At 65.9% G+C, this 20,278-nt stretch carries 15 protein-coding genes; 8 read left to right on the top strand and 7 right to left on the bottom strand.

All coding sequences use genetic code 11. The annotated features are described in order from the left end of the window. Window positions 1-131 precede the first annotated feature (131 nt). From B0E41_RS24220 to B0E41_RS24230, 3 genes are all read right to left on the bottom strand, one after another. A complete protein-coding gene (locus B0E41_RS24220; protein ID WP_077335342.1) occupies window positions 132-860 on the bottom strand; it encodes a nitroreductase in 729 nt (242 codons plus the stop codon). Between the two features lie 72 nt (window positions 861-932). After that, on the bottom strand, window positions 933-1,373 hold the full coding sequence (locus B0E41_RS24225; protein ID WP_077335344.1) for a thioesterase family protein: 441 nt from the start codon (window positions 1,371-1,373) through the stop codon (window positions 933-935). Between the two features lie 26 nt (window positions 1,374-1,399). Further along, window positions 1,400-2,368: a histone deacetylase gene (locus tag B0E41_RS24230; protein WP_171984866.1), complete on the bottom strand. Its 969-nt coding sequence runs from the start codon at window positions 2,366-2,368 to the stop codon at window positions 1,400-1,402. A 256-nt stretch (window positions 2,369-2,624) separates the two neighbouring features. Between B0E41_RS24230 and B0E41_RS24235 the strand changes: the two genes are divergently transcribed. Then, window positions 2,625-3,167 (top strand): phasin family protein, encoded by a 543-nt coding sequence (locus B0E41_RS24235; RefSeq protein ID WP_077335348.1) that lies wholly within the window; start codon window positions 2,625-2,627, stop codon window positions 3,165-3,167. A 225-nt stretch (window positions 3,168-3,392) separates the two neighbouring features. Here B0E41_RS24235 and B0E41_RS24240 read toward each other — a convergent pair whose 3' ends face one another. Continuing rightward, window positions 3,393-4,232 carry a patatin-like phospholipase family protein gene (locus B0E41_RS24240; protein WP_363352590.1) on the bottom strand — a complete coding sequence of 280 codons (840 nt, stop codon included), beginning with the start codon at window positions 4,230-4,232 and terminating at the stop codon, window positions 3,393-3,395. 199 nt (window positions 4,233-4,431) lie between these two features. On the opposite strand from B0E41_RS24240, the gene B0E41_RS24245 reads away from it, so the two are divergent. Next, window positions 4,432-5,475, top strand: a complete 1,044-nt coding sequence (locus B0E41_RS24245) for an extracellular solute-binding protein (protein WP_077335352.1) — start codon at window positions 4,432-4,434, stop codon at window positions 5,473-5,475. 228 nt (window positions 5,476-5,703) lie between these two features. Here the strand turns inward: B0E41_RS24245 and B0E41_RS24250 are convergent, their stop codons facing one another. Then, window positions 5,704-6,231, bottom strand: coding sequence for a sigma-70 family RNA polymerase sigma factor (locus B0E41_RS24250; RefSeq protein WP_077335353.1), 528 nt, complete (start codon window positions 6,229-6,231; stop codon window positions 5,704-5,706). Window positions 6,232-6,353: 122 nt separating this feature from the next. On the opposite strand from B0E41_RS24250, the gene B0E41_RS24255 reads away from it, so the two are divergent. From B0E41_RS24255 to B0E41_RS24265, 3 genes are all read left to right on the top strand, one after another. Beyond that, window positions 6,354-7,085 carry a response regulator transcription factor gene (locus B0E41_RS24255; protein WP_077335355.1) on the top strand — a complete coding sequence of 244 codons (732 nt, stop codon included), beginning with the start codon at window positions 6,354-6,356 and terminating at the stop codon, window positions 7,083-7,085. A gap of 164 nt (window positions 7,086-7,249) precedes the next feature. Then, window positions 7,250-8,791: a HAMP domain-containing sensor histidine kinase gene (locus B0E41_RS24260; protein WP_077335357.1), complete on the top strand. Its 1,542-nt coding sequence runs from the start codon at window positions 7,250-7,252 to the stop codon at window positions 8,789-8,791. Between the two features lie 71 nt (window positions 8,792-8,862). Continuing rightward, window positions 8,863-9,621: a 3-hydroxyacyl-CoA dehydrogenase gene (locus tag B0E41_RS24265; RefSeq protein ID WP_077335359.1), complete on the top strand. Its 759-nt coding sequence runs from the start codon at window positions 8,863-8,865 to the stop codon at window positions 9,619-9,621. 197 nt (window positions 9,622-9,818) lie between these two features. Here the strand turns inward: B0E41_RS24265 and B0E41_RS24270 are convergent, their stop codons facing one another. Continuing rightward, window positions 9,819-11,762, bottom strand: coding sequence for a GspE/PulE family protein (locus B0E41_RS24270; RefSeq protein ID WP_077335361.1), 1,944 nt, complete (start codon window positions 11,760-11,762; stop codon window positions 9,819-9,821). A 124-nt stretch (window positions 11,763-11,886) separates the two neighbouring features. Between B0E41_RS24270 and B0E41_RS24275 the strand changes: the two genes are divergently transcribed. Further along, window positions 11,887-13,746: a gamma-glutamyltransferase family protein gene (locus B0E41_RS24275; RefSeq protein ID WP_077335363.1), complete on the top strand. Its 1,860-nt coding sequence runs from the start codon at window positions 11,887-11,889 to the stop codon at window positions 13,744-13,746. On the opposite strand, the gene B0E41_RS24280 is transcribed toward B0E41_RS24275, so the two are convergent. Beyond that, window positions 13,743-15,389, bottom strand: coding sequence for an acyl-CoA synthetase (locus B0E41_RS24280; RefSeq protein WP_077335365.1), 1,647 nt, complete (start codon window positions 15,387-15,389; stop codon window positions 13,743-13,745). The two genes, B0E41_RS24275 and B0E41_RS24280, sit on opposite strands and share 4 nt — an antisense overlap. A 44-nt stretch (window positions 15,390-15,433) precedes the next feature. Between B0E41_RS24280 and dnaG the strand changes: the two genes are divergently transcribed. Together dnaG and rpoD are read left to right on the top strand one after the other, a co-directional pair. After that, the gene (gene dnaG, locus B0E41_RS24285) at window positions 15,434-17,437 is read left to right on the top strand and encodes a DNA primase (RefSeq protein WP_077335367.1); all 2,004 of its coding nucleotides are present in this window, start codon (window positions 15,434-15,436) and stop codon (window positions 17,435-17,437) included. Window positions 17,438-17,729: 292 nt separating this feature from the next. After that, the gene (gene rpoD / locus B0E41_RS24290) at window positions 17,730-20,069 is read left to right on the top strand and encodes an RNA polymerase sigma factor RpoD (RefSeq protein ID WP_077335369.1); all 2,340 of its coding nucleotides are present in this window, start codon (window positions 17,730-17,732) and stop codon (window positions 20,067-20,069) included. Window positions 20,070-20,278: the final 209 nt, after the last annotated feature.

Raw genomic sequence — 20,278 nt, forward strand, 5'->3', positions numbered from 1 at the left:
CAATTGATGCCCCCCCCTGCGCCGCCTGCGGCGTCACCCCCCAGGGGGCGCCAGCAGCGGCCCGGCAAAGCCGGTTCCGCGCTGGCCTTGGATGGTCAACCGCCACCCTTTCGATCAGGTGATTTGGCGGGTCAATCCCTCCAGTGCGTGAAGCTCGCCACCGGTTCGCGCGGGGTGTGAAAACCGTTGACCGGATCGGTCGGATCGGCATAACCCAGCGCCATGCCGCAGACCAGCATCTCGTTCTCTCCCGCGCCGATGTGCGGCAGGATGATCTTGGCAAAGCCGTTCCAAGCGGCCTGCGGGCAGGTGTGCAGGCCGTGGCCGCGGGCGGCGACCATGATGCTCTGCAGGAACATGCCGTAGTCCACCAGCGAGCCCCGGCCCATCACCTTGTCCAGCGTGAACATCAGCCCCACGGGCGCGTCGAAGAATTTGAAGTTGCGCTGGTGCTGCGCGTGCATCTTGTCTTTGTCGCCTTTGGTGATGCCCAGCAGGCCGTAAAGACTCCAGCCGTTCTCGCGGCGGCGGTCGATGTAGGGGCTGACCCACTTTTCAGGGTAGTAGTCGTATTCCTCGCGGTACTGCTCGGCCAGCGACGGGTCGGCGCGCAGCGCGTCGTGCGCGGCGCAGCACGTCTCGACCAAGGTGTCGCGGCTCTGGCCCTGCAACACATAGACCTTCCAGGGCTGGGTGTTGGTGCCCGAGGGCGCGCGGCTGGCCACGTTCAGAAGGTGTTCGATGGTCTCTCTCGCCACCGGCTGGGACAGGAAAGCCCGGGCCGACAGGCGGCTGGTGATGGCCGCGTCGACACTGGCCGCGTCGATCACGGGGGCTGTCGTCGGTGGGTTCTGACTCATGGGATCTCCTGTGTTTGACGTTGACGTAAACGTCAATTATGGCAAGCCGCCTGGGCGCCTGCAGGCCGGTGGTCAGGCGATGGTCTGCAACGTGGTCTTGAGCACCTCGGGCAGCGGCGCCGGCCGGCGCGTCTCGCGGTCCACATACACATGCACGAAGTGGCCGCAAGCGGCCGCCAACGGTTCACCCTGCGCAAACAGGCCGACCTCGTAGCGCACGCTGGACGAGCCCAGGTGCGCCACGCGCAGTCCCGCCTCGACGGTCTGCGGAAAGGACAGTGGCGCAAAGTAGTTGCACTGCGTCTCGATCACCAGTCCGATCACGCTACCACCGTGGATGTCCAGCGCGCCCCGCTCAATCAGCCAGGCGTTGACCGCCGTGTCGAACCAGCTGTAGTAGACGACGTTGTTGACGTGGCCGTAGACGTCGTTGTCCATCCAGCGCGTGCCGATGGAGCGGAACACACGGTAGTGGTCACGGGGTTGAGCCTGTGGGCGGGCAGAAGCGTTCATGGCGGCGGATTCTGCCTGCTCAGCGTTCAAGCGGGTGTCACCGCCGTGCCGGTTTCGGTGGACGACCGCGCCGCCCAGCGCGCCTGGTATTGCAAGGCCACACGGTAGGTGTTCACTTGGGCCTGCACGGTGGCCTCCATGTCGGTGCCGTAGCCGCCCGCCATGGCAAAGGCCAGCGGCCGACGGCGCTGCCAGGCCCAGTCCATCACCCGCCGGTCACGCGCTTCCAGCCCGTCAAATGTGAGCTTCAGGCGCCCCAAACGGTCGCCCTCGTGGGGGTCGGCGCCGGCCAGATAGATCACGAGGTCGGGCTCGAAGCGGCGCTCGAGTTCGTCGAGCGCACGCTCCAGCGCCTCCAGGTAGACCGCATCGCCGGTGCCGTCAGGCAGCTCCACATCCAGGTCGCTGGGCTCCTTGCGGAAGGGAAAATTTTTCTCGCCGTGCAGCGAGAGAGTGAACACCGAGGAATCGTTCGCAAAGATGTGCGCGGTGCCGTTGCCCTGGTGCACATCCAGGTCGACGATGGCCACGCGCAACGGTCCACGGGCGCGGTGGGTGCGCGCGTGTTCGGCCTGCATCAGACGGGCAGCCACCGCCACATCGTTGAAGACGCAGAAACCACTGCCCTTGTCGGCGTAGGCGTGGTGCGTACCCCCGGCGATGTTGGCGGCCATGCCATCACCCGACATCGCTGCGCGGCAGGCCTGGATGGTCGCGCCCACCGACCGCCGGGCGCGCTCGGCCATGGCAGGGCTCCAGGGAAAGCCAATCTCGCGCTGAGCCACCGGGGGCAGCGTGCCGTGCTGGATGGCGCCGATGTAGGCCGGCGTGTGCACCAGGGCCAGTTCCCCGTCGCTGGCTGGCAGCGCCTGGCCGAGCTGGATGGCGGGCCACTCGGCCGCCAGGCGCTCCCGCAGGCGACCGTACTTGGCCATGGGGAAACGGTGGCCGGCGGGCAGCGGCAGGATGAAGTGGTCGGCGTAAAAGACTTGCACGGGCAGAACTCTGGCGGGAGGAGCCATTGTGTCGTCCCGATGAATCCCGGCGGGTCCGGCGCCATTTAGAAAATGGCCCCTAGAATGCTGCAGCGCAACAAAAACCACTTGCACCGGCGCGGGTTGTCCCTATAATTCAAACCATGTTGCAGTGCAGCAAAGCGAACGAGAACAACAGCGTCGAGACAGCGCGAAGTTCCAGAGCAGCTCTCAACTAAGCCCTCTGTCCCCTTTTTGTATTTAATGGAGTAATCACATGCTGACCGCTGAACAAATCGTTGCCGCCCAGAAAGCCAACATCGAAACCATTTTCGGCCTGACCCAGAAAGCCTTCGAAGGCGTGGAAAAGCTGGTTGAGCTGAACGTGCAAGCCACGAAGGCCGCCCTGTCCGAGTCGGCCAACAGCACGCAAGCCATGCTGTCCGTCAAGGACGCCCAGGAACTGCTGACGCTGCAAGCCAGCCTGATGCAGCCCCTGGCCGAGAAGACCGTGGCCTACAGCCGTCACCTGTACGACATCGCTTCGGGCACCACCGCAGAATTCGGCAAGGCCGCTGAAGCCCAGGCCGCTGACGCACAGAAGAAATTCATGTCCGTGGTCGACAACGCCGCCAAGAACGCTCCCGCCGGTTCCGAGTCCGCCGTGGCCGTGATGAAGAGCGCCGTGTCCGCCGCCAACAACGCCATGGAATCGGTGCAAAAGGCTGTCAAGCAAGCCACCGAAATGGCCGAAACCAACTTCAACACCGTGACGTCCCAAGCCGTCACCGCCACCAAGGCCGCTGCCAAGAAGCGTTGAGTTGACGGGGCTTTGCCCCGTTCGTGTCGGCTTTGACTTCCATCAAAGCCGGCATGATTCAAACATCGGAAGATCAAGCTTCGACCTCGAAAGGCGGGCTTGGATTCCAAGACCGGTTTTTCTGGTTGTCTCCTCGGGTCCTTTTCGAAATTCGGTTTCATCGGACCCCTTAAGCCCCAGCCGCAAGGCCGGGGCTTTTTTTATGGCCGCCGCTCAGGGCACCCCTCATCGGCTCGCAAGTGCGCGTGACCTGGCCAGCTCGGTCTTGAGGTGCGGCAGGGCCACCAGCATCGCCGCCCGCCCTGCATCGATGCTGCGTTGGCGCGAAGCGAAATCGGCGCTGCCCACACCCGCCAACGCGGGTCGCACCACCACATTGGCCCCGGCCAGCTCCAGCCGGTTGATGCTCTGGCCCATGATGGCCGTGGTTTTGGGCAGCAAGCTCAACAGACCGTTGGACGGCAGGTCCTGCGGGTCGGCCGAAATGTCCACCGCCAGCACCACCTCGGCCCCCATCTCTCGGACCTGGCGCACTGGCACAGGAGCGACCAGACCGCCGTCCACGTATTCGCGCCCCGCGATGGCCACCGGGTTGAACAGCCCGGGCACGGCGCTGGACGCGCGCACGGCCTGCGCCGCGTCGCCGCGCCGGAACAGCACGCCCTGCCCTGTGCCGAGATCGGTGGCGAGGATGCCGAGCGGCAGCTTCATCTGCTCGATCAGCTTGCCGCCCACGGCCTGACGCACGTAACGCGCCAGCGCTTCGCCGCGCAGCATGCCGCGGCTGACCAGCGGGAGGATCCAGTCGGTGAGGGTGGCTTCGTCCATGCTCAGGGCTGCCCGTTCCAGCTCGGCGGCGTCTTTGCCGCTGGCGTACAGCGCGGCCACCAGGCTGCCAGCCGAGGTGCCGGCGATCACGTCGGGGTGGATGCCATTGGCCTCCAGAACCTGGATCACGCCCACGTGTGCGAAGCCACGCGCGGCGCCTCCACCCAGCGCCAAGCCCAGGCGCGGCGCACGCTGGGGCATCTCCACCACGGGTGGCGGCACCGTCGGCGGTGGCACGGTGGGCGGGGTACTGCAACCCGCCAACACGAGCGCGGCCCACGGCAAGGCCCAACGAAAACGGGTGTTGACCCAGATCAAACAAAGCTTATCAAGAACTATTCGCATTTCTGTTAGCATCGATTCCATGGCCATCCAAGGGCACGGTGCCCTTGGTCCAGCCGTCACATTGTCCATGTCCGTCTCTCAGAAAGCCCCCATGAAAAAGCTTGCTTCCCTCACGCTGATCCTGGCCGCCAGCGCCGCCGCCCTGAACGCCCAGGCCCAGGACAAGGTGCTCAACCTCTACTCGGCCCGCCACTACCAGACCGATGAGGCGATGTACGACAACTTCACCAAGACCACCGGCATCAAGATCAACCGCGTGGATGCGGACGACGCCGGCATCGTGGCGCGCCTGCGCGCCGAGGGCGCCGCTTCGCCGGCCGACGTGATCTTGCTGGTGGACGCCGCGCGCATGGCCTCGGCCGACAGCCAGGGCCTGTTCCAACCGTTCAAGTCGGCCAAGCTGGACGCAGCCATCCCCGCCAACCTGCGCGCCGACGCCACCAAGGACGGCGTGACCTGGACCGGTTTCTCGACCCGCGCCCGTGTGATCGTGTACGACCCGCTGCGCGTGAAGGCCGCCGACGTGGCCACCTATGAGCAGTTGGCCGACCCCAAACTCAAGGGCCTGGTCTGTACCCGTTCAGGCTCGCATCCCTACAACCTGTCGCTTTTCGCCACCGTGGTCGAGCGCCTGGGCGACGCCAAGGGCGAGGCCTGGCTCAAGGGCGTGGTGGACAACATGGCGCGCGCGCCCAAGGGCGGCGACACCGACCAAGTCAAGGCCGTGGCCTCGGGCGAATGCGGCGTGGCGCTGACCAACACCTACTACCTGGCGCGCCTGATCAAGTCGGACAAGCCGGACGAGCGCTCGGCCATGGAAAAGGTGCGCGTGGTGTTCCCGAACCAGGGCACCACCGGCACCCACGTCAACATCGCCGGGGCGGCCATGGCCAAACACGCCAAGAACCACGACAACGCCATCGTCTTCATGGAGTTCCTGGCCAGCCCCTTCGCCCAGGACTACTTCGCCAACGGCAACAACGAGTTCCCCGCGGTCAAGGGCCTGAAAGTCGCCAACCCGGCCATCACGGCCATGGGCGGCGACAACTTCAAAGCCGAGCAGATTCCGCTGGGCGTGGTGGCGAAGAACATGACCAAGGTGCAGCAGATGCTGGACCGCGTGGGGTACAAGTAACCTCCCCCCTGCGCCGCTTCGCGGCTTCCCCCCGGAGGGGGGACAACGCGAGTGGCCCGGCGGAGCCGGTTCCACCGCGTTCTGGAACGAATTACTGTCTAAAGATCCACACCTGTCCGGCGCGCGCGGCCAAATCAAGAATGCGGCGGAACTGGCTTTGCCAGGCCGCTCGCATTGCCCCTTGAGGGGCAGAGCGGTTACGCGCAGCGAACAAGCGATGGGGGTGGGTCAATTCAACAGTTTGCGTGCCCGGTGCAGGCGCACGAACAGGCTGTCCTGGCTGATCGCCAGGCGCTCGCACACCACCTCGGTGGCCTCGTCGTGCAGCACGCGCCACTGCATCACGTCGCGCAGCGCTTTTGGCAGTCTTTCGATGCTCGCCAAGGTCAGGGCCAGGCGCTCGCGGTGCTCGGCCAGCTCATCCGGGCGGGCGGCGGCGCATTCGAACTGCAGGGCCTCGTCGTCTTCGGTGTCGGCGTCCATCTCGTGGTACCGGGCGCGGTCCCGGATCAGGTCCACCAGCTTGTTTTTCAGAATGCCGGTGAGCCAGCTGCGCAGCGCGCTGCGGCCAGAGAACGCGGCGCAGCCGGACATCACCGCCTCGAACACGTCGTGAACCAGGTCTTCGGCCAGCATCGGATCGTGCAGCTTGCGCTGGGCAAACCGGATCAGATAACTGCGGTGGCTCACCATCTCGTTCCAGCAGACACCGCCCACGAGGGGGTTTGACAAGGAAGACAGTGGGGCGGTGTTCATGGCGGGCTCCGGTTCGGATGGGATGCCTCCACTGTGGTCAGCCCAGATCACAGCCCGCTATCGAAAGATCACATTTCGATAACAATCGGGTAAGAAAGCGCTCACGCAGCGGACCCATCCCCATGAACGCCATGAAGCAGATCCTGATCGCCGAGGACCAGACCGACATCCGGGACCTGCTGGCCCTGAACTTGCGCGGTGCCGGCTATGGCGTGAGCGAAACCCGCGACGGACCGTCGGCGCTGGCGCTGCAGACCGAAGCCGGCCACGACCTGCTGGTGCTCGACCTGATGATGCCGGGCCTGGACGGGCTGGAGGTGTGCAAGACCTTGCGCGCGCGCGGCGACCACACCCCCATCCTGATGCTGACCGCCAAGTCCACCGAGCTCGACCGGGTGCTGGGCCTGGAGCTGGGCGCCGACGACTACCTCACCAAACCCTTTTCCATCGCCGAACTGCTGGCGCGCGTCAAGGCACTGTTGCGCCGCTCGGAGCTGCTGCGCGCGGCGCAAGCGGCCCAGGGTCAGGCAGCGGATGCCGGTGCGTCGCTGGTCAACGGCGAACTGGAGATTCAGCCTGTCAAACGCCTGGCCCGGGTGCGCGGCGTGAACCTCGATTTCACGGCGCTGGAGTTCGACCTCCTGCTGTATTTCGCCCAGCACCCGGGCCACGTGTTTTCACGCGGGCAGCTGCTCAACGCTGTCTGGGGCTACACCCACGACGGCTACGAACACACGGTGACGACGCACATCAACCGCCTGCGCGCGAAGCTGGAGGCCGACCCGCTGCGTCCGGACTTCATCCTCACCGTGCGCGGCGCTGGCTACAAGATGCGCGAACGCCCGGGGCACTAAGAGGCAAAGCGTCTTTCGCACATGTCCGCTCACCACCCCAAAACACACCCGCTAGTCTCTGCAAACGCGCGCCATAGCACGAGCCATGGCTGTGTTTTGCGCCTTGATCGAGCGCGTTTTGAGGCGTTGCTCGGCCCCGTTCAAAAAACGCTTAGCCTCTGGCCATGAAGGTTCGCGCCAAGATCGCCCTCACGATCTTCCTCACCGGCCTGTTCACCGCACTGGGCGTGGTGTTTGCCATCGTGCTGGCCTACGAGCGTTTCGAACACGAGTCGGCCTACTACCGCGCCGACGCTTTTCTGAAGCGCGTGGTCATACAGCACAACGACCTGCTGGGCATGCGGGCGCGGTTTGGCGAAGACTTCGACGACTTCCTCGCCAACCTGGTGCTCTATGAACCCGACACCCAGCTCTACCTGCTGGACACGCAAGGCACCGTGCTCAGTTCCACCGGAAAGGCCCAACTCGCGCCGGGTTTCAAGGTGCGCATCGGGCCAGTGTTGGAGGCCGCTGGCGACACGCCCATGCCCTATGTGCTGGGCGACGACCCCGAGCACATGGACAAGCGGGTGGTCATCGCGGCGCGCCCGCTTCGCCACGCCGCCATACAACCCAACCGGCCCGTCGATGGCTACCTGTATCTGGTGTCGCGCCCCCGCACCTTCGGCGAGGGGCGCATGGCGGCGCTGCGCAGCACGCTGTCCCAGCCCGCCTTGCTGATGGTGCTCGCGGTGGTGGCCTTCGCCACCCTGCTCGCCACCTGGGCCACCGCCGCCATCACGCGCCCGCTGGCCCGCCTCACGCGATCCGTCGGTCGGGTCACGCAGCAAGGGCTCGACGACATGGCCTCGACCGACCCGGAGGGGCCGGGGCCGTCGCTCGACCTGCCCGACGCGAAAGGCCACGATGAATTCGGCCAGCTCGCGCGTGGCATCGACGCGATGCTCCAGACCCTGCGGCGGCAATGGAGCACGCTGCGGCGCCTGGACCACTTTCGCCGCGAGGGCGTGAGCAACCTCTCGCACGATCTGCGTTCGCCGCTGACCGCCACCACCGCCTGCCTCGAAACCCTCGACGCCCGCTGGTCTGGCGACGCCACCCGCGACGAAGACCGCCGGCTGGTCGCGGTGGCCTTGCGCAACACGCACAACGCCGCGCGCCTCGTTCAAAGCCTGGGCGATCTGGCCCGCCTGGACGAACCCGCCTTCCAGCTCAACACCGAAGTGCTGGACCTGGGCGAGCTGCTGGACGACGTGGTCATGCGTTTTGCCGAGCGCGCGCGCCTTCGGGGCATCCGCCTGCAGATGGCCGAAGCCCCCGACGCCGCGCAACGCCCCGCGCTCGCGGCGGTGGACATCGAGTTGTTCGAGCGCGCGCTGGCCAACTTGGTGGACAACGCGCTCAAGTTCTCGGGCAGCGGCAACGTGATCCAGCTGAGCGCCGACCACCACACCGGCGCGCACGGCGAGGTGGTCACGGTCCGGGTGAGCGACAACGGCTCGGGCATTGCGGCGCAAGACATTCCCCACCTCTTCGACCGCTTCTACCAAAGCCGCTCCAGCGTGGCGCCCGCCACCGGCGAAGGCGGCAAAGGCCTGGGCCTGGCGATCGTGAAGCGCATCGTCGATCTGCACGGCGGCTGGCTGCACGTGTCCAGCGAACCGGGCCGGGGCACCGATGTCACCCTCGAACTCCCTGCAGCCTGAGACCAGCCGAACGCCGTGGGTGATAATTGACGTTTACGTCAACGTCAACTCAACTTCTGAGGAGCACACCCATGGACATTCAAGGCAAGGTTTTCATCGTCACCGGCGGCGCATCGGGCCTGGGCGAAGGCACGGCGCGCATGCTGGCCGCGAACGGCGGCACGGTCGTCATCGCCGACATGCAGGCTGAAAAAGGCGAAGCGGTCGCCAAGGACATCGGCGGTGCCTTCGTGAAGTGCGACGTGAGCAGCGAGGCCGACGGCCAGGCCGTGGTGGCCAAGGCCGTGTCGATGGGCAAGCTCATGGGCCTGGTCAACTGCGCGGGCATCGCGCCGGCCGAAAAGACCGTGGGCAAGAACGGCGCCCACTCGCTGGCCGTGTACACCAAGACCATCATGGTCAACCTGGTCGGCAGTTTCAACATGATTCGCCTGGCCTCGGAAGCCATGTGCAAGAACGAACCCGAAGCCACCGGCGAACGCGGCGTGATGATCAGCACCGCCAGCGTCGCGGCCTACGACGGCCAGATCGGCCAGGCCGCCTACGCGGCGTCCAAGGGTGGCGTGGTCGGCATGACGCTGCCCATCGCGCGCGACCTGTCGCGCAACGGCATCCGCAACATGACCATTGCCCCCGGCATCTTCGGCACGCCCATGCTGTTCGGCATGCCACAAGAGGTGCAGGACGCCCTGGCCGCCAGCGTGCCCTTCCCCAGCCGCCTGGGCACGCCGCAGGACTACGCCAAGCTGGCCAAACACATCTTCGAAAACGACATGCTCAACGGTGAAGTGATTCGCCTGGACGGCGCCATCCGCCTGGCGCCGCGCTGAGACGGAACACCCCCCGCGCCGCTTCGCGTCACCCCCCTCAAGGGGGGTGGCACTGGCCGTCCGGCAGAGCCGGCCCGGCGGTGCCCTGGGTGGCACCATTTCATGCGCAGGGATCGCTCTCCGGCGCCATGGAAGACCAATACCGATTCGCCTTCAAAGCGGTATGAAGCACTTGCAGCTGTCTCGAAAAACCGGGCTCAGCGGTAGGCCAGCCGCGCCTGCTTGAGGTCGATGCGGCCTTGCACCACTTTCTCCAGCGCGTCGTGGCGCAGGCTGCGCATGCCTTCGCTCACGGCGGCGTCGAAGATGTCGCTGGGCCGTGCGCGGTTCTGGATCAGCAGCTTGATGCCGCGGCTGTTCTGCAGGATTTCGTAGACGCCCATGCGCCCCTTGTAGCCCTTGCTGCCGCAATGCTCGCATCCCACCGCGTGGCGAACCTGCACCTCGCCGGGAGTGGCCACGCCCGCGGCTTCGAGCAGCCGGGCCTGGGCCTGCGGCAGGCTGAGGGCGCTGCCCTCCCGGTACTCCTCCAGCAAAGCCGTCCAGGCCGTTTCGTCCATCGCGCTGGGCTGCGCGCAGTGCGGGCACAGGCCGCGCACGAGCCGCTGCGCCACCAGCCCCAGCAGCGAGTCGGCAAAGTTCATCGGGTCCATGCCCAGGTCCAGCAAGCGCACCACGCTCTCGCTGGCGTTGTTGGTGTGCAGGGTCGACAGCACCAGGTGGCCGGTGAGCGAAGCCTCGATGGCGATCTTGGCCGTCTCCGCATCGCGGATCTCGCCAATCATGATGATGTCCGGGTCGGCGCGCAGGAAGCTGCGCATCGCGCTCGCAAAGGTCAGGCCGATCTTGGCGTTCATCTGCACCTGGCGCAGCCCAGGCTGGGTGATCTCGATCGGGTCTTCGGCGGTCCATATTTTTCGCTCGGCCGTGTTCACCTCGGCCAGCATGGAGTGCAGCGTGGTGGTTTTTCCCGAACCGGTCGGGCCCACGGCCAGCACCATGCCGAAGCTGCGCTGCGAGAAACCGGCGATGGTCTCCAGGTCGCGCGGTTGCAGGCCCAGCCGCGAGAGCGGCAGCGGCTTGGCAGACTCAAGCAGGCGCAGCACCACGTCTTCCAGCCCGTCGTGCGTGGGCATCACCGCCACGCGCAGTTCCAGCGCCTTGCCGCCGAATTCGGAGAAATCGATCTTGCCGTCTTGCGGACGACGGCGCTCGGCGATGTCCAGCCGCGCCATGATCTTGATGCGCGACACCAGCGGCCCGCGCAGCTTCGCCGGCAGCCAGAGATAGGGCTCCAGATCGCCATCGCGGCGGAACCGGATCGCGGTCAGCGCCTCGCCCGGGTTGGTCTCGATGTGGATGTCGGATGCATGCAGGCGCTGCGCCTCGGTAATCATCTCGTTGACCAGGCGCACCATGCCGGCCGACTCGCTGGCCGAGGCCAGCTGTTCGGCCTCGGCGCCGCTGCCCAACTCCACCATGGCCTGCATCACCAGATCGTCCACCAGCACGCGGTCACCGTGTTCACCGCTCCCGGCCGGAATGAGTGTGCGATGCACCTCATCCACGACCGTGGGCGCGTGTCGGGCCTGTGCCGCGTGCTCGGCGCGGCTCTGCACCTCCAGCCGGCGCTCGATCGCCTCGCCGCTGGCCCAGACCAACGCCACCGAATGACCGGTCAGCGTGCGCAGTTGCTGGTGCAGGTTGTCACTGGTCGGCGCGCACGACGCCACCACGAACTGTTCGTTGGCCATGCCCAGCGGCACCACATGCAGCGCCTGCGCCTTGCGCAAGGGCAGCACGTCAAAGGCCTTGGCATCCACATCGAAACCCAGGACCTCGACCTCCACCACGCCAGCCACGCGCGCCAGGGCGCGGTGCAACTCGTCGTCGGTCAGCAGAAGGCGCTGCACCAGTTCGCCCGAGCGCGAGCGCAACAAGTCCGGGTCCTCGACTTCCAACTGGCGCAACGTGGCATCGTCCAGCAGCCGCAGCTGTTGCAAGGCCTCTCGCAGGTTCACGATGGGCTGATGGCGCTGCCACTCCTGCGCCACGGTCAGTTGCGGCAGGGTCTGCACGACCGCGCGCAACCCCGCAACGAAGGAAGCAGGGGCATCGCCCTGCGCAGTGGTGAATGTCATCTAATCTCCTGAGGCTCTGAGGCGGGAACCGACCCACCTTCAGAACCAACATACTCCATACAAGTAACAATTTGTTTGATCCTGGGCAAGCACAGCCCGCCGATCACAACTGGAGGCAACACACATGACACGCCCAACGACATGGCTCCGGTGGCGCGCAGCACCGGCCTTCTCCGCCTTCTGTCTGGCGGCCGGGCTGCTCGCAGCCTGCAGCACACCGTCCGACCCAGGTTGGCGCTACCAACCCCCCGCCGCAAGCCAGCAGCCGGAATCGGCCTCGGGCTGGACGCCCAAGCCCGGATGGACCATGCACAGAGAGGCCGTGGCCGCCGCCAACCCCTTGGCTGCGGACGCTGGCGCCCAGGTGTTGCGCGCGGGCGGCAGCGCGGTCGACGCCGCCATCGCCGTGCAGATGGTGCTGACCCTGGTGGAGCCGCAATCAAGCGGCATCGGCGGCGGCGCCTTCCTGCTGCACCACGACGGCCAGCGCGTGCAGGCCTACGACGGTCGCGAGACCGCGCCCACGGCTGCAGATGGCAAGCTGTTCATGGGCACCGACGGCCAGCCACTGCCATTCATGGAAGCGGTGGTCGGCGGACGCTCGGTGGGCACGCCTGGCGCGGTGGCCATGCTGGCACTGGCGCACCGGCAGCACGGCAAGCTGACCTGGGCCAAGCTGTTTGAACCAGCGATCACCTTGGCCGAACAGGGCTTTGCGGTCAGCCCCCGACTTCACAGCCTGTTGCAGTCCGAGACGGCGCTCAAGGCCGACCCGGTGGCCGCCGCCTATTTCTACCGCGCCGACGGCCAGCCGCACCCGATGGGCCATGTGCTGAAGAACCCGGAACTGGCGGCGGTGCTGCGCGAGATCGCCGCGCAGGGCCCACGCGCCCTGCACGAGGGGCCGGTGGCCAACGCCATCGTGGCCAAGGTCCGGCAGCACCCCACGAACCCCGGCCCACTTTCGGCGAACGACCTGCGGCGCTACCAGCCCAAAGAACGTGAGGCGCTCTGTTTCGATCACCAGGCCCTGCAACGCGCATTGCGCATCTGCGGCTTCCCGCCGCCCAGCTCGGGCGCGGTGGCCATCGGCCAGATCATGGGCCTGCTGGCGCGCGCGCCACAGGGCGCGGTGCCCCTGAGCGGCGAGCCGGGACCGGACTGGCTGCACAGCTACATGGAGGCGTCGCGGCTGGCCTTCGCCGACCGCGCCTTGTACCTGGCCGACCCAGACTTTGTGACCGCGCCCGCGGGCCGCTGGAGCAGCCTGCTGGACGCGCGGTATCTCGACGAACGCGCCCGCCTGATCGGACCGCAGCGCGCGCCGCAGGCCCTGCCCGGCCAGCCCGGCGGGGTGGTCAGCGCCCACGCACCCATGCCCGAGCAGCGCGAATATGGCACCAGCCACATCAGCATCGTGGACCGTTTCGGCAACGCGCTGGCCATGACCACCACCATCGAGGCCGGCTTCGGCTCGCGTCTGATGGTCACGACCGACCCGTCGCGCCAGGGCGGGTTCCTGCTGAACAACCAGCTGACGGATTTCAGTTTCACGCCCGCCGATATGCAAGGCCGGCCCGTGGCCAACCGGGTGGAGCCGGGCAAGCGGCCGCGTTCGTCGATGTCGCCCACGCTGGTGTTTGACAAGGCGAGCGGGCAATTGCTCATGAGCGCGGGCAGCCCAGGCGGCGCGCTCATCATTCACTTCACCGCCAAGACCTTGTTGGGCACGCTCGGCGGCGGACTGACGCCACAGGCCGCCATCGACCTGCCGAATTTCGGCACGCTGGGCGGGCCGGTGATGCTCGAAGCCAGCCGCTTCCCGGCGACCACCGTGCAAGCGCTGCAGCAGAGAGGCCACACGGTGAGCGAAACACCGATGCCGAGCGGGCTGCAGGCGATCCAGCGGGGTGTGAAGGATGGCCAACCGGTGTGGCTGGGCGGCGCCGATCCGCGGCGCGAAGGCGTCGTTGCCGGCGACTAAACGTTGATGGCCGTTGCCGAGCCTGCTCTTTTTCGCAGTTCAAATTTCTGGATCTTTCCGGTGCTGGTTTTGGGCAGTTCACCAAACACCACAAACCGCGGCACCTTGAAACCGGCCAGGTGTTTCTTGCAGTGCGCCACGATGTCTTCGGGCGTGGTGTGCACGCCGAACTTCAGCTCCACGAAGGCACACGGCGTCTCGCCCCACTTGGGGTCGGGCCGCGCCACCACCGCCGCGGCCAGCACATCCGGGTGGCGGTACAGCACGTCTTCCACCTCAATGGACGAGATGTTTTCGCCGCCGGAAATGATGATGTCCTTGCTGCGGTCCTTGATCTTGAAATAGCCGTCGGGGTACTGCACCGCCAGGTCGCCGCTGTGGAACCAGCCGCCGGCAAACGCATCCGCCGTCGCCTTCGGGTTCTTCAGGTAACCCTTCATGGTGATGTTGCCCTTGAACATGATCTCGCCCATGGTCTCGCCGTCTTGCGGCACGGGCAATAGGGTCTCCGGGTTGAGCACGCGCACGTCGCGCTGCAGGTGGTAGCGCACGCCCTGGCGCGCATTGAGGCGTGCGCGTTCACCGATGTCCAGCTCGTCCCAAGCGGCGTGCTTGGCGCAGACCGTGGCCGGGCCATACACCTCGGTCAGGCCATAGACGTGGGTCAGATCAAAGCCCATCTGTTCCATGCCTTCGATCATCGACGCCGGTGGCGCTGCGCCCGCCACCATGGCCTTGATGCCGGCAGGCACGCCTTCTTTCATCGCCGCAGGGGCGTTGACCAGCAGGCCGTGCACGATGGGGGCGCCGCAGTAGTGCGTCACGCCATGCTCACGCATGGCGTCAAAGATCGCCTGCGCTTCCACGCGGCGCAGGCACACGTTCACCCCCGCGCGCGCCGCCACCGTCCAGGGGAAGCACCAGCCGTTGCAATGGAACATGGGCAGCGTCCAGAGATAGACCGCGTGTTTGGGCATGTCCCACTCGAGCACGTTGCTGATCGCGTTGGTGGCCGCGCCGCGGTGGTGGTAGACCACGCCCTTGGGGTTGCCGGTGGTGCCGCTGGTGTAGTTGAGCGCAATGGCGTCCCACTCGTCGGCGGGCAGGCCCCAGGCAAAAGCCGGGTCGCCACCAGCGACAAAGGCTTCGTAGGTGGTGCTACCGACCGGCCGGGATTCGCCAGTGAAGAGTGCATCTTCCACATCGATCAGCAGCAGCGGCTCGCTGCGCTGTCGCATCTGGAGCGCCTTGGCCATGGTGCCGGCGAATTCCGGGTCCACGATCACCGCCTTGGCCTCGCCATGATCGAGCATGAAGGCAATCGCTTCCGGGTCCAACCGGGTGTTGAGCGCATTCAGCACCGCGCCGGCCATGGGCACGCCAAAGTGCGCCTCCACCATGGGTGGGGTGTTGGGCAGCATCACCGCCACCGTGTCGTTCTTGCCGATGCCGGCGCGCTGAAGGGCGCTGGCAAGCTGGCGGGCACGGGTATACGTCTGCCCCCAGGTCTGGCGCAGCGCGCCGTGCAGAACAGCCAGCTTGTCCGGATAGACCTCGGCCGTGCGTTCGATGAAGGAGAGTGGCGAGATCGGGGCGAAGTTGGCCTCGTTGCGGGGCAGGTCCTGGTCGTAGATGCTCGACATGTGCTGTCTCCTGTGGATCTTGACGCGTGGGGGAGAATACCCCGGTGGCCATCCCCCAGACCTTCATCCAGGAACTGCTCAACCGCGTCGACGTGGTCGACGTGGTGGGCCGCTACGTCCAATTGAAAAAAGGCGGTGCCAACCTGATGGGGCTGTGCCCGTTCCACGGCGAAAAATCGCCGTCGTTCAGTGTCAGCCCCACGAAACAGTTCTACCACTGCTTCGGTTGTGGCGCCAACGGCAACGCCATCGGCTTCCTGATGGAACACGCCGGCATGAGCTTCATCGAAGCCGTGAAGGACCTGGCCCAGCAAACCGGCCTGCAGGTGCCCGAAGACGACGCGTCGCCGCAAGACCGCGAGCGCGCCGCACAGCAGCGTCAGAAGCAGGTGACGCTCAACGACGTGCTGGAAAAATCGGCCCACGCCTACATCAAACACCTCAAGGGTTCTCCCCGCGCCGTGGACTACCTCAAGGGGCGCGGCCTCTCGGGCGAGATCGCCAAAACCTTTGGCCTGGGCTACGCACCCGAAGGCTGGCGCAGCCTGGCCAGCGTGTTCCCGGATTACGCCGATGCGCTGCTGGTCGAGTCCGGCATGGTGATTGCGCACGAGGATGAAAAAGGCCAGGACGGTGAAGCGAAGCGCTACGACCGCTTCCGCGACCGCATCATGTTCCCGATCCGCAACGTCAAGGGCGAATACATCGGCTTTGGCGGGCGCGTGCTCGACAAGGGCGAACCCAAGTACCTGAACTCGCCCGAAACGCCGGTGTTCAGCAAGGGCCGCGAGCTCTATGGCCTGTTTGAGGCGCGCACCGCCATCCGCGTGGCCGGTTATGCGCTGGTCACCGAGGGCTACATGGACGTGGTGGCCTTGGCCCAGCTCGGTTTTGCCAACGCAGTGGCCACGCTGGGCACCGCCTGCACCGCCGACCATGTGCAGAAACTCTTCCGCTTCACCGACAGCGTGGTCTTCAGCTTCGACGGCGACGGCGCCGGCCGGCGTGCCGCGCGCAAGGCGCTCGACGCCGCCCTGCCCCTGGCCACCGACACACGCAGCGTCAAATTCCTCTTTTTGCCGGCCGAACACGATCCCGACAGCTACATCCGCGCCAACGGCGAAGAAGCCTTTGCGCAATGCGTGAAGGATGCGGTGCCGCTCTCGCGCTTTCTGGTCGACGCCGCCAGCGCCGACTGCGACCTCACCAGCGCCGAAGGCCGCGCCCGCATGGCCAGCCAGGCCCGCCCACTTTGGAACGCCCTTCCCGACGGTGCGCTCAAGCGCCAGCTGATCACCGAGCTGGCCAACGGCATCGGCATCGGGAGTTCAGACCTGTTGCAACTCTGGCAACAGTCCGGCGGCGGCGCGCGCGCTCAGCGCCCGGCGAACCGCGAACAACCGCCCTCGCAGGAGCCCGGTTACGACGGCGGCAGCCACGCTCAGGGCTACGGCGATTCGCAGGGCGGTGGCTACACCCCGTCGTACAACCCCTCCAGCGGCGGTTCGTATGGCGGCGGCAACAGCGGCTACACCAAGGGCTCCTACGGCAACAAGGGTTACAGCAAATGGCGTAAAGGCCCGCCCCCACCGCCGCGCATGCTGGGCTCGCGCCGCTCGGGCGGCAGCCGGGCCGACCGAGCGGTGGGCCTGTTGCTGGCCAATGCCCAGGCCTGGGACAGCCTTTCGGCCGACGACCACGCCATGCTGGCCCACCTGCCGGCGCCGCACGGCCCGGTGTTCGCCTGGCTCGAAGCCCAGTTGCACGAGCACGGGCCGCAGCCGTGGGCCGCGATGCGAGAGGCCCTGCGCGGCAGCGAACACGAGGCTTTCGTGTGCGCCGAGGTCGAGCAGGCCACCATGGGCGCCGACTCCGCACTGGAGCTGGCCGAGCTGGCCGATGTGATGGACCGCCTGCGCGGCGACGCCCTGGAGGCGCTGGCCGGGCTGCTGGCGGCGCGGGTGCAACAGGGCGACGCCTCGGCCTACGAAGACTACAAGCGGGTCAATGAACGCATCAAGGCCTTGAAAAGCACTCCGCCGGTATAATCTAGGGTTGCACCGCAAGCGCGACAGCAGCACCTCCGGCACAGGCCTGCCCCCAGACAGGGGCGACACGGGAATCCCCCTGGCCACCTCAGCGACCCGCCCCGGTCCTGACGGAACCCCGCAAGGACTGCACACCAAATGTTCGCCCACCCAGCTTGCAGGCCCATCCTCACCGGCGAGAGATGGGCGTTGTGCCTGACAAAACCACCGTGGATGGCCTGCCCCGCGCAGTTTGTCGTCGGTTTTTGTGAGTCCTGCCGGTTCTTTTTCTGACATTTTTTTTGAGGTCCTCATGCCTGCGAAGAAGTCCAGTACGCCCGTCGTGTCCCGCACAAAAGCCGCACCGCAAGCCAGTGCGAAAGCAGCGCCAGCCAAAGCGCCTCCGAAGAAAGCCCCTGTAGTGACGACTCCCAAGACCTCTCCCAAAGCCGCTGTCAAGGCGCCTGCCGCAAAAACCACCGCGAGCAAGGCCCTGCCGGACGAACTCGAATCCGAATTGGCCGACACCGGCGTCAAGAAGAAGGCCGGCCGCCCCGCCAAGGCCGACGCTGCTGACAAGCCGGCAGCCAAACGTGGCCGCAAGCCCAAAGCCGATGCCGCCAAGGGTGGCAGCGATCTGGACGACGCCGATCTGAGCGACATCGAAGACGATCTCAGCGGTGAGGTCGAAGCCGAAGTGGTCGACGCCACCGCGCAGCCGACCGAGAAGGTCAAGCCGCTGCGCATGAAGATCAGCAAGGCCAAAGAGCGCGCGCTGATGAAGGAATTCGGCCTGGACGAAACCGTCCTGTCCGAAGAAGAAGCCAAGAACCGCCGCGAACGCCTCAAGACCCTGATCAAGCTGGGCAAGACGCGCGGCTACCTGACCCACGGCGAAATCAACGACCACCTGCCCGACAAGCTGGTCGAGGCCGAGACGCTGGAAGTGGTGGTCTCGCTGCTGAACGACATGGGCGTGGCCGTTTACGAACAGACGCCCGACGCCGAAACCCTGCTGCTGAACAACACCGGCCCGACCGCCGCGACCGAAGAAGAAGCCGAAGAAGAAGCCGAAGCGGCGCTCTCCACGGTGGACTCGGAATTCGGCCGCACCACCGACCCGGTGCGCATGTACATGCGCGAGATGGGCACGGTCGAGTTGCTGACGCGCGAGGGTGAAATCGAGATCGCCAAGCGCATCGAAGGCGGCCTGAACGACATGATGGCCGCGATCTCCGAATCGCCCGCCACCATCGCCGACATCCTGGCAATGTCCGAAGACATTCGCAGCGGCAAGGTCGTGATCTCCACCGTGGTCGACGGTTTCGCTGACGCCGACGCGGCCGACGATTACGTGGCCGAAGAAGACTTCGACGACTACGACGAAGCCGACGACGACGACGGCAAGGGCGGCTCCAAAGCCCTGACGCGCAAGCTCGAAGAACTCAAGCGCGAAGCGCTGACCCGCTTCGACACCCTGCGCAACCAGTTCGAAAAGCTGCACAAGACCTACGACAAGGAAGGCTACGGCACGCCAACCTACATGAAGACGCAGCTCGCCATCACGGAAACGTTGATGTCGATCCGCTTCACCGCCAAGGCCATCGAGAAGCTGTGCAGCACGATGCGCAACCAGGTGGACGAAGTGCGCAAGAAAGAGCGCGAACTGCGCCGCATCATCGTGGACAAGTGCGGCATGCCGCAGGACAAGTTCATCGCCGACTTCCCGACCAACCTGCTGAACCTGAAGTGGGTCGAGAAGCAGGCCGCCGCCGGCAAGCCGTGGAGCGTGGTGATGCAGCGCAACATCCCGCCCATCCAGGAACTGCAGCAGGGCCTGATGACGATCCAGAGCAGCGTGGTCGTGCCGCTGGCGCACCTGAAGGACATCCACAAGCGGATGAACTCGGGCGAGTCCACGTCGCGCGACGCGAAGAAGGAAATGATCGAGGCCAACCTGCGCCTCGTGATCTCGATCGCGAAGAAGTACACCAACCGTGGTCTGCAGTTCCTGGACCTGATCCAGGAGGGCAATATCGGCCTGATGAAGGCGGTGGACAAGTTCGAATACCGTCGCGGCTACAAGTTCTCGACCTACGCGACTTGGTGGATCCGCCAGGCGATCACGCGCTCGATCGCCGACCAAGCGCGCACGATCCGCATCCCGGTGCACATGATCGAGACGATCAACAAGATGAACCGCATCAGTCGCCAGCACTTGCAGGAACACGGTTTCGAGCCGGATGCGTCGATCCTGGCCGAGAAGATGGAGATGCCAGAGGACAAGATCCGCAAGATCATGAAGATCGCGAAAGAGCCGATCTCGATGGAAACGCCCATCGGCGACGACGACGATTCGCACCTGGGCGACTTCATCGAAGACCAGGCCAACACCGCACCCATCGAGGCGGCGATGCAAGCCGGTCTGCGTGAGGTGGTGAAGGAGATCCTCGACAGCCTGACGCCGCGCGAAGCCAAGGTGCTGCGCATGCGTTTCGGCATCGAGATGTCGACCGACCACACGCTGGAAGAGGTGGGCAAGCAGTTTGACGTGACGCGTGAGCGCATCCGTCAGATCGAGTCGAAGGCAGTGCGCAAACTCAAGCACCCGAGCCGTTCGGACAAGCTGCGCAGCTTCATCGACACGATGTGATCTGATTCAGCGTTTCGTTTCGACGGATGTGATGGGAGCCTTTGGGCTCCCATTTCTTTTGGTGCGCCTGGTTGTGTGGTGTGGGACGGGATTGCCGGGTACTCGACTCCGCGAATGTCCCCCGGCGGCCTTCGGCCACCTCCTCCTTTATTTCGCTGCGTCAAGCACCCGACACTCCCGTCCCGCGAGTGGATGGGTACACAAAGAAA

The organism is Hydrogenophaga sp. A37 (assembly GCF_002001205.1).
Lineage (GTDB): Bacteria > Pseudomonadota > Gammaproteobacteria > Burkholderiales > Burkholderiaceae_C > Hydrogenophaga.

Bases quoted from the DNA above. Each gene is read 5' to 3' on its own strand.
- B0E41_RS24220 (WP_077335342.1), bottom strand. From the start codon at position 860: ATGAGTCAGAACCCACCGACGACAGCCCCCGTGATCGACGCGGCCAGT.
- B0E41_RS24225 (WP_077335344.1), bottom strand. From the start codon at position 1,373: ATGAACGCTTCTGCCCGCCCACAGGCTCAACCCCGTGACCACTACCGT.
- B0E41_RS24235 (WP_077335348.1), top strand. From the start codon at position 2,625: ATGCTGACCGCTGAACAAATCGTTGCCGCCCAGAAAGCCAACATCGAA.
- B0E41_RS24245 (WP_077335352.1), top strand. From the start codon at position 4,432: ATGAAAAAGCTTGCTTCCCTCACGCTGATCCTGGCCGCCAGCGCCGCC.
- B0E41_RS24250 (WP_077335353.1), bottom strand. From the start codon at position 6,231: ATGAACACCGCCCCACTGTCTTCCTTGTCAAACCCCCTCGTGGGCGGT.
- B0E41_RS24255 (WP_077335355.1), top strand. From the start codon at position 6,354: ATGAACGCCATGAAGCAGATCCTGATCGCCGAGGACCAGACCGACATC.
- B0E41_RS24260 (WP_077335357.1), top strand. From the start codon at position 7,250: ATGAAGGTTCGCGCCAAGATCGCCCTCACGATCTTCCTCACCGGCCTG.
- B0E41_RS24265 (WP_077335359.1), top strand. From the start codon at position 8,863: ATGGACATTCAAGGCAAGGTTTTCATCGTCACCGGCGGCGCATCGGGC.
- B0E41_RS24270 (WP_077335361.1), bottom strand. From the start codon at position 11,762: ATGACATTCACCACTGCGCAGGGCGATGCCCCTGCTTCCTTCGTTGCG.
- B0E41_RS24275 (WP_077335363.1), top strand. From the start codon at position 11,887: ATGACACGCCCAACGACATGGCTCCGGTGGCGCGCAGCACCGGCCTTC.
- B0E41_RS24280 (WP_077335365.1), bottom strand. From the start codon at position 15,389: ATGTCGAGCATCTACGACCAGGACCTGCCCCGCAACGAGGCCAACTTC.
- rpoD (WP_077335369.1), top strand. From the start codon at position 17,730: ATGCCTGCGAAGAAGTCCAGTACGCCCGTCGTGTCCCGCACAAAAGCC.